13 protein-coding genes and 1 tRNA gene are annotated in these 14,794 nt (G+C 41.4%); 10 read left to right on the forward strand and 4 right to left on the reverse strand.

What is annotated here, in order from left to right:
* Positions 1-10: 10 nt before the first annotated feature.
* The 4 genes from D0X99_RS16020 (at position 11) to lpxB (ending at position 2,902) form a co-directional block, all read left to right on the forward strand.
* Entirely contained in the window at positions 11-469 is a 459-nt protein-coding gene (locus D0X99_RS16020) for a DUF4843 domain-containing protein (RefSeq protein ID WP_119478858.1), read from the forward strand.
* A 71-nt stretch (positions 470-540) separates the two neighbouring features.
* A complete protein-coding gene (locus tag D0X99_RS16025; protein ID WP_119478859.1) occupies positions 541-1,203 on the forward strand; it encodes a hypothetical protein in 663 nt (220 codons plus the stop codon).
* Between the two features lie 83 nt (positions 1,204-1,286).
* Positions 1,287-1,712, forward strand: coding sequence for a 6-pyruvoyl trahydropterin synthase family protein (locus tag D0X99_RS16030; protein WP_119478860.1), 426 nt, complete (start codon positions 1,287-1,289; stop codon positions 1,710-1,712).
* Between the two features lie 80 nt (positions 1,713-1,792).
* The gene (gene lpxB / locus D0X99_RS16035; RefSeq protein ID WP_119478861.1) at positions 1,793-2,902 is read left to right on the forward strand and encodes a lipid-A-disaccharide synthase; all 1,110 of its coding nucleotides are present in this window, start codon (positions 1,793-1,795) and stop codon (positions 2,900-2,902) included.
* A 31-nt stretch (positions 2,903-2,933) separates the two neighbouring features.
* Here lpxB and clpX read toward each other — a convergent pair whose 3' ends face one another.
* The 4 genes from clpX to D0X99_RS16055 all read right to left on the reverse strand — a co-directional run bounded on the left by clpX (position 2,934) and on the right by D0X99_RS16055 (position 6,410).
* Positions 2,934-4,157 carry an ATP-dependent Clp protease ATP-binding subunit ClpX gene (clpX, locus tag D0X99_RS16040; RefSeq protein WP_119478862.1) on the reverse strand — a complete coding sequence of 408 codons (1,224 nt, stop codon included), beginning with the start codon at positions 4,155-4,157 and terminating at the stop codon, positions 2,934-2,936.
* A gap of 2 nt (positions 4,158-4,159) precedes the next feature.
* Positions 4,160-4,831, reverse strand: a complete 672-nt coding sequence (locus D0X99_RS16045; protein ID WP_119478863.1) for a ClpP family protease — start codon at positions 4,829-4,831, stop codon at positions 4,160-4,162.
* 77 nt (positions 4,832-4,908) lie between these two features.
* Positions 4,909-6,237 (reverse strand): trigger factor, encoded by a 1,329-nt coding sequence (locus D0X99_RS16050; RefSeq protein ID WP_119478864.1) that lies wholly within the window; start codon positions 6,235-6,237, stop codon positions 4,909-4,911.
* A 91-nt stretch (positions 6,238-6,328) separates the two neighbouring features.
* Positions 6,329-6,410: transfer RNA gene (locus tag D0X99_RS16055), tRNA-Leu, on the reverse strand.
* A gap of 168 nt (positions 6,411-6,578) precedes the next feature.
* Here D0X99_RS16055 and D0X99_RS16060 point away from each other — a divergent pair.
* The 6 genes from D0X99_RS16060 to D0X99_RS16085 all read left to right on the forward strand — a co-directional run bounded on the left by D0X99_RS16060 (position 6,579) and on the right by D0X99_RS16085 (position 14,545).
* A complete protein-coding gene (locus D0X99_RS16060; RefSeq protein ID WP_119478865.1) occupies positions 6,579-8,795 on the forward strand; it encodes a RelA/SpoT family protein in 2,217 nt (738 codons plus the stop codon).
* A gap of 50 nt (positions 8,796-8,845) precedes the next feature.
* Positions 8,846-9,313: a Fur family transcriptional regulator gene (locus D0X99_RS16065; protein ID WP_119478866.1), complete on the forward strand. Its 468-nt coding sequence runs from the start codon at positions 8,846-8,848 to the stop codon at positions 9,311-9,313.
* The gene (locus tag D0X99_RS16070) at positions 9,313-9,657 is read left to right on the forward strand and encodes an STAS domain-containing protein (protein ID WP_119478867.1); all 345 of its coding nucleotides are present in this window, start codon (positions 9,313-9,315) and stop codon (positions 9,655-9,657) included. The genes D0X99_RS16065 and D0X99_RS16070 overlap by 1 nt, the downstream gene beginning before the upstream one ends.
* Before the next feature lie 160 nt (positions 9,658-9,817).
* The gene (locus tag D0X99_RS16075) at positions 9,818-11,089 is read left to right on the forward strand and encodes an adenylosuccinate synthase (protein ID WP_119478868.1); all 1,272 of its coding nucleotides are present in this window, start codon (positions 9,818-9,820) and stop codon (positions 11,087-11,089) included.
* A gap of 100 nt (positions 11,090-11,189) precedes the next feature.
* Complete coding sequence (locus D0X99_RS16080) at positions 11,190-13,529, forward strand: PKD domain-containing protein (protein WP_233553741.1); 2,340 nt, start codon at positions 11,190-11,192, stop codon at positions 13,527-13,529.
* A complete protein-coding gene (locus tag D0X99_RS16085) occupies positions 13,526-14,545 on the forward strand; it encodes a PorP/SprF family type IX secretion system membrane protein (protein WP_119478870.1) in 1,020 nt (339 codons plus the stop codon). Before D0X99_RS16080 ends, D0X99_RS16085 begins: the two co-directional genes overlap by 4 nt.
* Positions 14,546-14,794 lie beyond the last annotated feature (249 nt).

Consider the following 14,794-nt stretch of genomic DNA (forward strand, 5'->3'; position numbering starts at 1 on the left):
ATCAGAAATCATGAAAAAGTTATTTTCTTTACTTACTCTGGCCTTTGCTCTAGTTTTCACTTCTTGTATCGAGCAGGACTATCCTGTTTGGGAAGGAGCTTTGGTTGAGTTTCAGGATGCAGTGGTGAGAACTCCACTGGCAGGCCAAAAATATCCAAGAATCACTGTAGCCAATACAGTAGGAACTGTTAACCTTCAGGTTAACTTGATCGGTGCTCACCGCGCCAGTGATGAGACAATCGCTTTCAAGGTAGTTCCAGAAGGCACGACTGCTGTTGCCGGTACTGACTATACTGCTACGGGTACAGTGGTTATTCCTGCGGGTTCTAGCTTTGGAACTTTGACTGTGAATGTGACCAACACTGGAAAAATCGGCGGAAATGTTGACCTTCTTCTTGAATTGGAAGGCAACGCAGCCATCGGTTCCAGCGTTAATCATAATCAGGTTCAAATCCGAATCACCAGATAATCTTATCAGGTTAACTAGTAATTTATAAATCAAAAAGACCGGTGAATTCCGGTCTTTTTTTCCTTAATATCATGAGAAGAATTAGTTTGATAATTGCAGGTTTATTCGTCCTTTTATTCCCCAGCTTTTCTCAGGCCCAATTATCGGTTTTGCGGGATAATGGTACCGGCAATCCGATTATGACCAGCCCCTATCGGGAAGTGAAAGGATCCCAGTATTTTGAGGATTTCAAAAACGGCACCATTTACCTCCCCAATGGTCAAAAAGTTGAAGGTCTTCAGATTGCATTGAATGGCTACGAACATACGCTTGAATACAAATTGGAAGGAACCTTGTATGCGTATCCTGCAGATAAATTGGCAGGCTTTTCCTATCCCTCAGAATCCGGAGAAATTCTTGAATTCACTTCTGAATTTGAGGTTCCGACCCTTTCTGAAAAAAGATTTTTGAGGGTGTTGGAAAAAGGAGAATATACTCTTCTTCTCCATCAATATAAGATTATGACTGATGATGTAATGGCCACTTACGGTGCACAAGCTGCCAAAGTTTTTCAGGATCAGGAGGAGTTTTTCATCGTGAAGGACGGCGAAGTCTCGCTCTTGAAAAGTAAATCAAAAGACCTTCAGCAAATTTTTGGGGAAGATTTCGAAAAGGTTAATTCTATTATTAAGGATCAAAAGTTGAATTTGAAAAGCCAGGCTGATATTCAAAAATTGATTAAACAATTGAATTAAAAGCCAAAGTTTGCCTCATCCTAAGTCCCTTAATTTTCAACGAGGGACTTTTTTTTTACTTTTGCCAGCTAGTAACAGAAAAGATGATCTACGTTTGCCGAAAGGAACATTTCAATGCCGCACATAAACTGTGGAATCCAACTTGGTCCGATGAAAGGAATTTTGAAGTATTTGGTCCATGCGCCAATGTCAATTGGCATGGCCACAACTTTGAATTGATTGTAACTGTGAAAGGCTTGCCGGATCCGGAGACGGGTTTTGTGGTGGATCTTAAAAAGCTTAGTACAATTATCCGAAGATTGGTGATTGATAAAGTAGATCACAAAAATCTAAACATGGACGTCGATTTCATGCAGGGGAAGTTGGCAAGCTGTGAAATATTGGTGATGGAATTTTGGAAAATTCTGGAGCCAGCTGTCAAGGAAATCACTCCTCAAGGTGGACTTTATAAGCTAACGCTGTACGAGACCCCGAGGAATTTTGTAGAGTACTTTGGAGAAGGTATTTAAAGTTGAGAATTTATAATTTAGAATTAAAAGTAGGTCCAAAAGCCTACTTTTATTGTTTTCGAATCCAATAACATACACAATTGAAAAAAATCTACCTCATATCCGGAGAACGTTCGGGTGATTTGCATGCATCCAATTTGGTTTTGGCTATGAAAGGGCTTGATTCCTCCGTTCAATTCCGCGGAATGGGAGGGGGATATTCCAAAGAAGCTGGAGTCGAGTTGGCGGTGGATTACTCAGAAGTAGCGGTGATGGGATTTTTGGAAGTGGTGTTGGGCTTCCGGAAAGTTTTGAAATACCTGAATTTGGTTAAAAAAGATTTGTTGGCCTATCGTCCTGATGCCTTGATTTTGGTGGATTACGGTGGTTTTAATATGAAAATCGCTGATTTTGCAAAGGAAAACGGAATCCCTGTACACTATTACATTCCACCCAAAGTCTGGGCTTGGAATCAAAAGCGAGCACTAAAACTCAAGGAGATTACCGATCAGATCTATTCCATTTTGCCTTTCGAACCTGATTTTTTTGCCAAATTTGGAATGGAAGTGCATTATGTCGGCAATCCACTTTTGGATGAAATCCGGAAGTTTGCCCCACATGACTTTTTCTTCCAAAGAAATGAATTGAGTTATCAGCCAATCATCGCATTGCTGCCAGGAAGCAGGAAGCAAGAAATTGCTGCCATGTTGGATAGGATGATTTCTTTGGTAAAGGAATTTCCCAATGCCCAATTTGTCATAGCTGGGGTGGATAGCCTGCCTGCCTCAGTCTATGATTCTGCCAAAAAAGCTGGACTTAAAGTAGTGTTCAATCAGACCTATGACCTGCTTTCACATGCTACTGCTGCAGTGGTGACTTCAGGTACCGCGACTTTGGAAACGGCCCTTTTCCGTGTTCCCCAGATTGTAGTGTATCGAACTTCCTCCGTTTCGTACCTTATCGCAAAAAATCTGATTCGGGTTCCTTTTATCTCATTGGTTAATTTGATCGCAGAAAAAGAAGTGTTGAAGGAGCTGATTCAAGATGATTTTTCTGTTGAAAAGTTGAAGTCGGAATTGAATCGCATTTTTACCAATGTGGTCTATAAGGGAGAAATGCTTCAGGGCTATGATTTGATCCGGGAAAAAATAGGAGAAAGCAGTGCCTCAGAGACTACTGCAAAGTTGATTTTAGGTTCTCTAAAAAAGTAAACCCTGCCTCATCGAAGCAGGGTTTTTCAATTTATGCGACTTGTAGTCGCTTGAATTTTGATTTGTCAAATTGTGACCTTGCGTAAACTTCATCGATGACCAATTCCTTGATCGTGTCGTCGGATGGTACTTCATACATCGCATCCGTGATGATGGCTTCGCAAATGGACCGTAAACCTCTTGCTCCAAGGTTATATTCCAACGCTTTTTCCACGATGAAATCCAAAGCACTATCTTCGAATTTGAGTTTGACCCCTTCCATTTCCAATAGTTTCGTGTATTGTTTCACCAATGCATTTTTTGGCTCGGTCAGGATTCTTTTCAAAGCTTCTTTGTGCAAAGGATCCAAGTGAGTCAATACAGGCAATCGACCGATCAATTCCGGGATCAATCCGAAAGCTTTCAGGTCTTGAGCGGTTACGTACTGAAGGAGGTTTTCCCGATCTGCCTGAGGTGAATTGGAAGTTTTGCTGAATCCCATTGGTTGGGTATTCAGTCGCTTACCGATATGCCTTGCAATGCCGTCAAATGCTCCACCGCAAATGAATAGAATATTCTCTGTGTTCACTGCGATCATTTTTTGATCGGGGTGTTTCCTGCCGCCTTGCGGTGGGACATTTACCATCGTTCCTTCCAAAAGCTTCAACATAGCCTGCTGCACCCCTTCACCACTTACATCACGAGTAATTGATGGATTGTCGGATTTACGTGCGATTTTATCAATCTCATCGATGTAGACAATGCCTCGCTCAGCAGCTTCGACATTATAGTCAGCGGCCTGAAGCAGGCGGGTCAAAATACTTTCCACATCCTCCCCGACATAGCCTGCCTCGGTCAAAACTGTGGCGTCCGCAATACAAAATGGGACTTCAAGAACTTTGGCCAGGGTTTTTGCTAGATACGTTTTACCTGTTCCTGTATCCCCAACCATGATGATGTTTGATTTTTCAATCTTGATTTCATCATGCTCGTCTTTTTGCTGAAGACGCTTGTAGTGGTTGTAAACGGCTACAGTAAGTACCTTTTTCGCTTCCTCCTGCCCAATGACGTATTGGTCCAAGTAGGAAGTCAGCTCCTTTGGTTTTTTGATTTTGAACTTGGGCTTGGCACCTGATTTCTTGGTTTTTTCTTCCTCTCCAAGAATCATGTGTGCCTGGTCGATGCAGAAATTGCAGATGTGGGCAGAAATTCCCGACACCATGAGATCCACATCTTTTTTGTTTCTGCCACAAAAGGAGCAGGTTACTTGAGCCATTCTTACGCTTTTTTAATTAATACTTCATCAATCAAGCCATACTCTTTGGCTTCCTGAGCTCTCAACCAGTAATCGCGATCGGAGTCTTTTTCGATTTCTTCAAATGTTTTTCCAGTATGATTTGCCAGGATTTGGTACAATTCCTCTCTCATGGACAAAATCAGTTTTAGGGAGATTTCCATGTCTCTAGATTGACCCTGCATACCTCCTGAAGGTTGGTGAATCATCACTCTTGAATGCTGCAATGCGGATCTTTTTCCTTTTGCTCCGCCTGCCAAAAGAACTGCACCCATTGAGGCGGCAATTCCGGTACAAATCGTTGCCACATCCGGGCCGATGTATTGCATGGTGTCATAGATTCCAAGACCTGCAGTCACAGATCCCCCTGGGCTGTTCACATAAAGCAATACGTCTTTTTTGGCGTCGACTGATTCAAGAAAAAGCAGTTGGGCCACAATGATATTGGCGATATGATCGTCAATCCCGGTACCCAGGAAAATGATCCTGTCCATGATCAATCTTGAAAACACGTCGATTTCCCGGAAGTTCTGAGGACGCTCTTCGATTACGGAGCGGGTCATGTTTTCGATATGTTGGGTATATTGGTCAAAAGCCGTCCCGCTTACGCCTTGATTATGAATGGCGTACTTTCTGAATTCTTCTTTGTTGATCATTTTTTGAGTTTGTTGTGGTGGACAAAAATAAAAAAGTCCTTTAAAAAAGGACTTTTCAATATAAGCTCTAAATCGATTTACTTCTCTAAAAGTTCCTTGAATTCGTCGATTGAAATGGTCTTTTCTGTCAGATCAATTTTCTCCTGAACAAATGAAAGAACTTTCTCATTTTGGACTGAAGTCAGCATGTTCATGTAGTTCTGACCTTCATTTCCTTTGAGGTAATTGTCGACAAACATATCCATGCTAGCTTCCAACTGGGCACCAAGACCTGATGAAGCAAATTGCTCACGAATCATTTCTTTGGTTTTCTCAATTACATCTGCATGCTCAGCTTGTATTCCGTTGTCTTTTGCAATCTGATTGGAGATCAAAGACCAAGTCAATTGTTTGGCATAAAGTGGATATTCATTTTCGACATCCGCTAGGGTCACTTTGCCTTCATTAGCTCTTAGCAACCACTCTTTCAAGAAAGTATCCGGTAGGGATAGGTTAGCCTTTTCTACCAAGGCTTTCTTCAATTCTTCCTCTGTGAAAACTTTTGACTCACGGTCGTAACTTCCCTGAAGGGTTTCCTTTACTTTAGTGATGAATTCTTCTTCTGAATTAACTACACCTGGACCGAAGATTTTATCAAAAAATTCCTGATTCAACTGAGCAGATTCTGTTCGGTTAATGTTTTTTACGGTAAAAGTGAAAGTGCCTTTTGCCTCATTAGACTCTTCTTCAGTTAATCCAAAAGCTTCAGACCATTCCTCTTTCTTCACTTCTTTTGCGTCAAATTCAATTACTGCATCTTTACTGATCCCTGTGAATTTTGAAGCTAACTTCTTCGAAATTTTAGAAAGTGGGAGAGAAAGAGTTTTTGAAAAATCACCCTCAGCAGCTTTCATATCACCGTAGATATTGTCTCCTGCTTCACTTACTTCAGGATTTGTACTGTCGCCATATTGAGACTTTAGATTCTCAATGGTTTCATTGATCAATTTGTCGTCGACTTTGATCGTGTACTTTATTCCTTTGGTGTTTTTGTCCAAAGCCACAACCACCGAATCCACAAAACCAATTTTGTATTCGAAATCGAAATCCTTTTGAGTTTTCCAGTCAATGGAATTGTCCGCTTTTTCAACGGGAAGCGGCTCTCCAAGAATTCTAAAAGTCTGCTCTTTGAGGTAATTGTTGAGGGATTCACCTAGGATTGCATTGATTTCATCAACCAAGATGGATGTTCCATAGATGTTTTTGACCATAGAAACAGGAGCTTTTCCCGGTCTGAAGCCTCTGATGGCTGCTTTTTTGGCGTAATCCTTTAGTTTGGCATCAACCTTTGGTTGATAATCTGCTTCGTTTAGTGTAATTTTAATAGAAGCTTGATTTGCTGAATGCTTGTCTAGTGTAATTTCCAAGGTATATAGAATTAAACAGATGATGAATTAAAAACCCCCAATCTCTTTCCTGTCTGATCAAAAACAGTGGAGTGATTGAGGGCTTAAGCTGTGCGGATAGAGGGACTCGAACCCCCATGCCTCGCGGCGCTAGATCCTAAGTCTAGTGCGTCTACCAATTTCGCCACATCCGCATTGGATTCAATCAGACCGAGATATTTTGATCAAATGATCTCGTTTTCTAATTGTGGTTGCAAAGGTAAAGACATAATCTTAATTTTTCACAAGTGCCTGAAAAAATATTTCTCCAAATAGTGGAATGATTTAATCCCTGTCCCAATTTTGAATAAAATTCCACCCTTATGATCCCTGTGGACATAGAAGAAGAACGAAAAGAAATCCTCAAACGCTATCGAAGGCTGCTTCGGCAAGCAAAACCTGTTTTAAAACCAGGTGATACCAAGCAAATAAAAAAAGCATTTAACATTTCCCTCGAGGCACATAAGGACATGCGCCGCAAATCCGGAGAGCCTTACATTTACCATCCTTTGGAGGTAGCATTGGTGTGTGTGGAAGAAATCGGCTTAGGGACGACATCGATCATATCAGCACTGCTTCATGATGTAGTTGAAGACACTGATTGGGAGTTGGAAGACATCGAGCGGGAGTTTGGTCACAAAGTCATGACCATTATAGATGGACTCACAAAGATTTCGGGTGTTTTCGAATATGGAAGTTCCCAGCAGGCTGAGAATTTCCGGAAAATGCTCCTGACGCTTTCGGATGATGTCAGGGTGATTCTAATCAAGTTGGCAGACCGATTAAACAACATGAGGACGCTATCGAGCATGCCACGGCATAAGCAGTTAAAGATCGCCTCAGAGACCATGTATTTGTATGCGCCCTTGGCTCACCGGTTGGGTTTGTATGCGATAAAGTCTGAGTTGGAAGATTTGTACCTCAAATACACCGATACAGAGACTTATAAGGATATTGTAAAAAAGATCAACGAGTCCAAGAGCTACCGGAATCGTTTTATCAAAAGTTTCATCCAGCCGATTGAAGATGAGCTTACCCGACAGGGATTTAAGTTTGCTATAAAAGGAAGGCCCAAATCTGTTTATTCTATCTACAATAAGATGAAAAAACAGGGGATTCCTTTTGAGGAAGTGTACGACTTGTTTGCGATTCGAATCATTTTGGACAGCGAGCTTGAAAATGAAAAGGCGGACTGTTGGCAGGTTTATTCCATAGTGACGGATTTTTATCGTCCTAACCCTGATCGACTAAGGGATTGGATAAGCACTCCAAGATCCAATGGTTACGAATCTCTCCATACCACTGTGATGAGTAACACCGGTCAATGGGTGGAGGTGCAAATCCGTACCTCCAGAATGGATGAAATTGCCGAGCGAGGCTATGCCGCTCACTGGAAATACAAGGAAAAAGACAGTTCCAGTAAATCAGGTGCAGGATTGGATGAGTGGATCAATCAGGTTAGAAGCATGCTTGAATCCAACGACGGAAGTGCCATTGAGTTTATGGATGATTTCCGGGGGAACCTATTTCAGGAAGAAGTATTCGTTTTCACCCCCAAAGGAGATCTTAAGGTTCTTCCATTCGGAGCAACTGCGTTGGATTTTGCATTTGAAATCCATACTGCAGTCGGAGCAAAATGCATCGGTGCGAAAGTTAACCAGCGCCTTGTTCCAATCAATCACAAGCTCAAAAACGGTGATCAGGTTGAGATTTTAACTTCCAACAAGCAAAAACCGACAGAAGACTGGCTCAACAACGTAGTCACTTCACGGGCTAAGGCAAAGATCAAAGATGCCCTTCGGGAGGAAAAGAAATCCGCAATAGTGGATGGAAAGGAAATCGTGCAACGGAAAATGAAAGCCATGAAGCTTGAGTTTACCTCAGAGACGGTAGAGCAGCTTAGGGCCTATTTTGAACTGAAAACTGCCAATGAGTTTTATTACCGAGTAGGGAAGGGTATCATTGATCCCACTTCGATCAAGTCTTTCAAGGACTTCAAAGAGAATCAGAAAGCCAAAAGTAAAGTCAGCGAAAAAGTAAAGGACGAATCTACCTTCACCAAGGAAATCAAAAGCCTGAAAGGTTCCGATCATGATCAGTTGCTGATCGGTGAGGACATGGATGTAGTGGATTATATTTTGGCTAAATGCTGTAATCCTATCCCGGGTGATGATGTTTTTGGTTTTGTGACAATCAATGAAGGGATCAAAATCCACCGTACATCTTGTCCCAATGCATTGGAATTACTTTCCAACCACGGAAACCGAGTAATCAAAGCCCGCTGGACAAGTCAAAAGGAAATTGCATTTTTGGCCGGTTTAAGAATTGTGGGTACTGATCGAGTTGGATTGATCAATGATGTCACAAAGGTGATTTCCAATGAATTGAAAGTGAACATGCGGTCCATAACCGTGGATTCTGATGCGGGAATTTTCGAAGGAACGATTAAGTTGTATGTTCACAGTACCGAGCATTTAGATCACTTGATTAAAAATCTTCAGCAAGTGGAGGGAATAATTAAAGTCTCCCGGTTTGACTGATTGAATCTTTTCTGGGGGACAAAAGTTATATTTGAAAAAAATCGCTGAAAATGGCTTTGAATACCGCTCATTTTGAAGAGGTCAAAAAGATATTTACCGCCTACCTGGAAAATCAAAAACTTAGAAAGACCCCCGAGCGCTATGCGATTTTGGAGGAGATTTACAGCCGGACTGGCCACTTTGATGTAGAAGGTCTCTACATCAGTATGAAGAACAAAAATTACCGAGTGAGTCGGGCAACGGTTTACAATACCTTGGACCTTTTGGTAGAGTGTGACTTGGTGACCAAACATCAATTTGGGAAAAATCTGGCTCAATTCGAGAAATCATACGGATACAAACAGCATGACCATCTGATCTGCGTGGATTGCAATCAGGTAATGGAGTTTTGCGATCCACGCATCCAAAACATTCAAAATACCGTAGGAGAAATCTTGAACTTCCAGGTGCTTCACCATTCCTTGATTTTATATGGAAATTGCACCAAGGAAAATTGTCAAAACAAAAAAGCTAGCTAATGAAACTTACCTATTCTACACAAAAGGACGAAAAGGCCCATTATTTATTTATACAGGGAGATTTGATCGGAGATGAGGTAGGTCCCAAATTGGTTGAGGTAGTATCTGACGCTATTCAAGAAGGAGCCAAAACTTTCGTAATTGATTTGAGCGAAGTTCGATATATCAGTTCGAGCGGAATTGGCTTGCTGATTACTATGTTGACCAAAATGCGGAATGCAGGTGGGGAAGTATACTTAACTTCACCTTCTGAGCATGTGAAAAAACTGCTCATCATCACCAAGCTGAACAATATATTTACCGTGTTTGATTCAGTCTTGGATGCAAAAGCAAAACTGGTCTGATTAAACTCAAACCGTGTTTATGAACCTAGCCTCTTATGGAGGCTATTTTTTTTGGAACTTGCCATTCGTAATAAATAGGATCATTCCCTTGGTTTTCTTTGCCCTTATCGCAAATTTCGCCCTTCAAAAAGACTTTACTAAAGATTAGATCGCGCATCAAATGAAGATGGATGTATTGCTAGGTCTCCAGTGGGGAGATGAAGGAAAGGGTAAAATCGTTGACGTGTTAGCTCCTCAATATGAGGTTGTAGCCCGTTTTCAGGGTGGTCCAAATGCTGGTCATACACTGGAATTTGACGGGATCAAGCACGTGCTTCATCAAATTCCTTCCGGTATTTTCCGTGCTCAGATTCTCAATATCATCGGGAATGGAGTCGTTCTTGACCCGATTATCCTGAAAAGAGAAATCGAAGGATTGGGGAAATTTTCCATCGATTACCAGAAAAATCTGGTGGTTTCAAAAAAGGCAACCATCATTATTCCTACGCACAAACTTCTGGATGCGGCCTATGAGCAGTCTAAAGGAGATAAGAAAATAGGATCTACCCTGAAAGGAATTGGTCCGACATACCAAGACAAAATCGGACGATCTGCCCTAAGGATTGGAGATATCCTGAGTTCGGATTTCAAAGAGAAATACCAAACTCTTGTAGAAAAACATAAGACTACCCTTTCATTCTATTCTTATCCTTTGGACAAATTGGATGAGATGGAAGCCCAGTTTTTTGAAGCTGTGGAATTTGTAAAAACACTGAATTTGATCGACAGTGAATATGTGGTCAATGATGCATTAAATTCCAACAAGAAAATTTTGGCAGAAGGTGCGCAGGGATCCTTATTGGATGTGGACTTTGGTAGTTATCCTTTCGTGACATCAAGCAGCACAATGACTGCAGGTGCATGCACAGGTTTAGGAGTAGCGCCTTCCAAAATTGGAGAAGTCTTTGGGATTTTTAAGGCTTATTGCACCAGAGTAGGTAGTGGTCCATTCCCAACAGAACTATTCGATTCTACAGGTGAAGCCATGAGGAAAGAGGGGAATGAATTTGGTAGTACAACAGGTAGGCCACGAAGATGTGGGTGGCTGGATCTTCCAGCATTGAAATACTCCATTATGATCAATGGAGTAACGCAGCTTTTCATGATGAAAGCCGATGTTCTCAACATATTCGAAGAAATTAAAATCTGTACTCACTATGTCCTTCCTTCAGGGGAAAATATCGATAAGTTGAGTTTTGAGATCACTGATCTCGATGTCAAACCAATCTATAAAACAATGAAAGGTTGGCATTGCTCATTGGCAGAGGTTCGATCTTATGAAGAATTCCCAACAGAATTGAAAGATTATGTGTCCTATCTGGAATCTGAGCTTAATGTTCCGATTCGGTTAGTCTCAGTAGGCCCTGATCGTGTGCAAACTATTTTGAGGTAACCCATTAATTTTATTAATCAAAAAGCTCCTGGGATAACCTCAGGAGCTTTTGTTTTATATTCTCTTTGTCTTTTTCTTTATAAATCAAATGGAAAGGGAATTGAAGAGGATTTTTAAAATAGTGGTTTTATCATTTTTTGCGCTGCTGGGAACACGAGCAAGTGCCCAAATTGGATTTCCATACTGTGAGACTTTTCAGACTCCTGGGACTCAGGCTAATACTGTGTTCGGGGGAAATGCCCGGTTGACTGAGGGAGTTCTTCGATTGACATCAAACCAAAATGACCAACGAGGGTATGTCTACATCGATGTCCCTTTTCCATCTACTTACGGGCTAAAAGTAGAATTTGAATATTTCAGCTACGGAGGAACAGGCTTGTTTTTGGCAGATGGGATATCGATGTTTTTATTCGATGGTGATGCTCCTAATTTTTCACCGGGTGGTTTTGGAGGATCTCTTGGATATGCCCAAAGAGGTAATGAACCAGGTTTGGCCAATGCGTATTTAGGAATTGGATTTGATGAATTTGGAGGTTTTGGGGTTTCTTCCGAAGGGAAAAATGGAGGGTTTTCAGTAGTCGATGGCAACGGACGCACGCCCAACTCTATTGTCCTCAGAGGGCCGGGGAATGGGTTTACAGGTTATCCTTTCGTTGTCGGACGAAAAACTACCAGTACCGGAAATGACGGCTTGACTCCGGGTGGGCAATTTGAAATCAGTTCTGGAGGAGGGGGTTCAACCAGGGTCACAGACCCCATGCAAGTGGGATATCGACGGGTTAACATGGAGTTGCAACCTGATCCGGATGGAATTGGCTTTTTTATTACACTATCAATGGTTGTGACTACCCAGCCTGGCTTACCTCGTCAGGTTACCATTTTTGACCGCCCTTACGATTTTCCTGCGCCAAAAAACTTGAAAATAGGATTTGCCGCCTCTACAGGTGGTTATAATAACTATCATGAAATCAGAAATCTAAAAGTAGAAGTGTCGGCTGATGATGCTTTACAAGATCCCCTAGGGGTAGATTTCACGGATTTCGCATCCTGTGCTGGTCAGGAAAATCAGTTTTACATTACTGATGAAGACGTGATGCTACCAAATGAGAACAGTGTGATCCGGTGCATTCAATTTTATGAGTCACTCGAGGATATTGAGGCCGAGTCAGTTGACGTTTGCTCTCAGGCCAGATGCCTGGAGCAAAACCGGGTTTTGATTTTGCCTCAAGGAGTTTTCAAGGCCAGTGATCAGGCCGGGGGATTTACTTTTTTTCCAAATGAAGAATACATCGATGATGAGGTCACAGTGTACTATACCATTACGGATAGTTACGGGAAATCATCCAAAGGAAACGCAATGACTCTTGAAATAAAGGAGTCTCCAAAACCCATCAACCTGTTGATTTCCGGTGAAAATGAAATAATCGAGCAATTTGACATTTGTAAAGGGGAGACCATAGTTCTCGAAGGAAAAGGAAGCGAGGTCTACCAGCGATATGAATGGCGAAAGGATGGAATACTGATTGAAGGCGCTAACCAACCAGTTTTTTCAGTTCAGGAGGAAGGAGAATATGAGATCATTGGTTACAATAGGAAAAACTGTCCTGCAATCAGTAACAAAGTCCGTGTGAACTTGCCTGATTATCCTGTTTTGGCAGTGGATTCCCCAGTTGTAGGATGTACTCCGGGACAAACAGTGGATTTGACCAGTCAAATCTCCGGGTACGATCCTACTCGGTACGATTACCAACTTTCAGGAATGGGACTCACCTTAGTCAATGATCAACTTAAGGCAGTAAAAGTGTCTGGCTTATATGAGCTCCGAGTGAAATTGAAATCCCTGGACTGTTATTCTGATCCAATTTCTTTGGAAGTGTTTATACAGGAAAAGGAACTCACAATAAATTTTGATTTTGAGGTTCAAGGAACTGGGATAAAAGATGATGCCAGTGGAGGGATTTTTCCGGATGATGTGATCCAATTTACAGATAGATCTGATGATAGAGCTGAGAATTGGGAATGGGATTTTGGAGATGGATCAAGTTCAACAGACCAAAATCCTACCCATGTTTTTGGAAAGAAAGGAAATTTCGAAGTTAAGTTGGTTATTACCGATAAATATGGTTGCCAAAAGATCTTTACTAAGACCCTTTCCATTACCCGAAGTTATAGACTGATGGTGCCTACAGGATTCACGCCAACCAAGGAAGAGAACAAGACTTTCTTACCAAAATTTAAAGGACTGGTTCAGTTCGAATTGTTGGTTTTCAATACTTGGGGGGAATTGATCTTTAAAACCAGCGATTTGGAAACAGAGGGTTGGGATGGTACACTGGAGGGACGACTTCAGGATGCGGGAATTTTTGTTTACCGGATTGAAGGAATTGCTACTGATGGAGAAAAGGTGAGTGAAAGTGGAAAATTCAGGCTGATCAGATGAAAGGGTTAATTATTTTCCTTACCTGTTTTACGCTGAGTTTTTTTGGTTTTGCTCAGGATATTCAATACAGTCAGTACTATGCAAATCCGATTTATCTGAATCCCGCTTTTGCGGGAAGTACCGGTCAAACCAGATTTGGAGTCAATTTTCGCAATCAGTGGCCAGCTTTGGAAGAAAGTTTTGTTGCGTATACGGCTTATTTTGATCACTATGAGGAGCGTATCAATTCTGGTTTTGGATTGATAATTCAGGGGGCACAAGAATCATTTACCCAGACGAGTCTCAATGAGATTGGCCTGGTTTATTCCTACAGGTTACGTTTGAGTGATAAAAGCTATATTCAAGCTGGAATTCAAGGGAGTTTTGTTGCAAGGGAAGCCTTGTTTGATCGGGTGATATTAGGGACACAATTGGATATCGATCGGGGGGTGATAGTAGGAGAGCCCGGTTCAGCTTTCGATGGGGACAGCGAATTAAAATCAGCCGATGCACATGCCGGGCTTTTGTATTTTGGGAGAAAAGTTTGGCTTGGAGTTTCTGTAGCTCATCTTTTAGAACCCGAAATCAGTTACTTGGCTGATAATTCCAATCAACTTCCCATGAAATACTCTTTGCATGGTGGTTATCGGTTTGATCTTTCTCCAGGTGACATTAATGATTATTTCAACAATACTGACCAAGAAAGGTCATTTGCCCTTGGTATTAATTATAAGCAACAAGGCCAGTTTTCCCAATTGGATTTGGGAGCTGAGTTTTTCTTTGAGCCTCTCGTCCTAGGCTTTTGGTATCGAGGATTACCAACAAAATATTCACTTCCCAACAATGAAGCTTTGATTTTTTTATTGGGAGTAAGCCTTTCCTCTGGTTTGGAATTGGGGTATAGCTTTGATTATTCAATTTCCAAATTGGGTTTTTCTTCATCAGGTGGCGCACATGAAGTTTCAATGCGCTATACTTTTTCATCAAAAGACCCAAGAAAACGGTATTACGCTCCTTTACCTTCTTTTAGATATTGATCTTTTTGATTTTTTCAGAATAAAATTCTGTTTTTAAATTTCTGCTGACTTTTTTAGGCAGGTTTTCGAGATTATTTTGGATTAAATCAGATCAAAAATTTTCTCTTTCAATTTCAGGGACTTAGATGTGAACAAGGGTTTTTTCTTTCCGAGGTATTGTTGAGGGAGAAAAAAGGGAGATATTTGCACTCCCAAACGGCTCAAACGGAGCTGTGGAAGATTTGAAAGGGAAGGGGCTGGATTCTTAAT

The sequence above is a fragment of the Algoriphagus lacus genome, from assembly GCF_003583985.1.
Lineage (GTDB): Bacteria > Bacteroidota > Bacteroidia > Cytophagales > Cyclobacteriaceae > Algoriphagus > Algoriphagus lacus.

Bases quoted from the DNA above. Each gene is read 5' to 3' on its own strand.
- D0X99_RS16020 (WP_119478858.1), top strand. From the start codon at position 11: ATGAAAAAGTTATTTTCTTTACTTACTCTGGCCTTTGCTCTAGTTTTC.
- D0X99_RS16025 (WP_119478859.1), top strand. From the start codon at position 541: ATGAGAAGAATTAGTTTGATAATTGCAGGTTTATTCGTCCTTTTATTC.
- D0X99_RS16030 (WP_119478860.1), top strand. From the start codon at position 1,287: ATGATCTACGTTTGCCGAAAGGAACATTTCAATGCCGCACATAAACTG.
- clpX (WP_119478862.1), bottom strand. From the start codon at position 4,157: ATGGCTCAAGTAACCTGCTCCTTTTGTGGCAGAAACAAAAAAGATGTG.
- D0X99_RS16045 (WP_119478863.1), bottom strand. From the start codon at position 4,831: ATGATCAACAAAGAAGAATTCAGAAAGTACGCCATTCATAATCAAGGC.
- D0X99_RS16060 (WP_119478865.1), top strand. From the start codon at position 6,579: ATGATCCCTGTGGACATAGAAGAAGAACGAAAAGAAATCCTCAAACGC.
- D0X99_RS16065 (WP_119478866.1), top strand. From the start codon at position 8,846: ATGGCTTTGAATACCGCTCATTTTGAAGAGGTCAAAAAGATATTTACC.
- D0X99_RS16070 (WP_119478867.1), top strand. From the start codon at position 9,313: ATGAAACTTACCTATTCTACACAAAAGGACGAAAAGGCCCATTATTTA.
- D0X99_RS16075 (WP_119478868.1), top strand. From the start codon at position 9,818: ATGAAGATGGATGTATTGCTAGGTCTCCAGTGGGGAGATGAAGGAAAG.
- D0X99_RS16085 (WP_119478870.1), top strand. From the start codon at position 13,526: ATGAAAGGGTTAATTATTTTCCTTACCTGTTTTACGCTGAGTTTTTTT.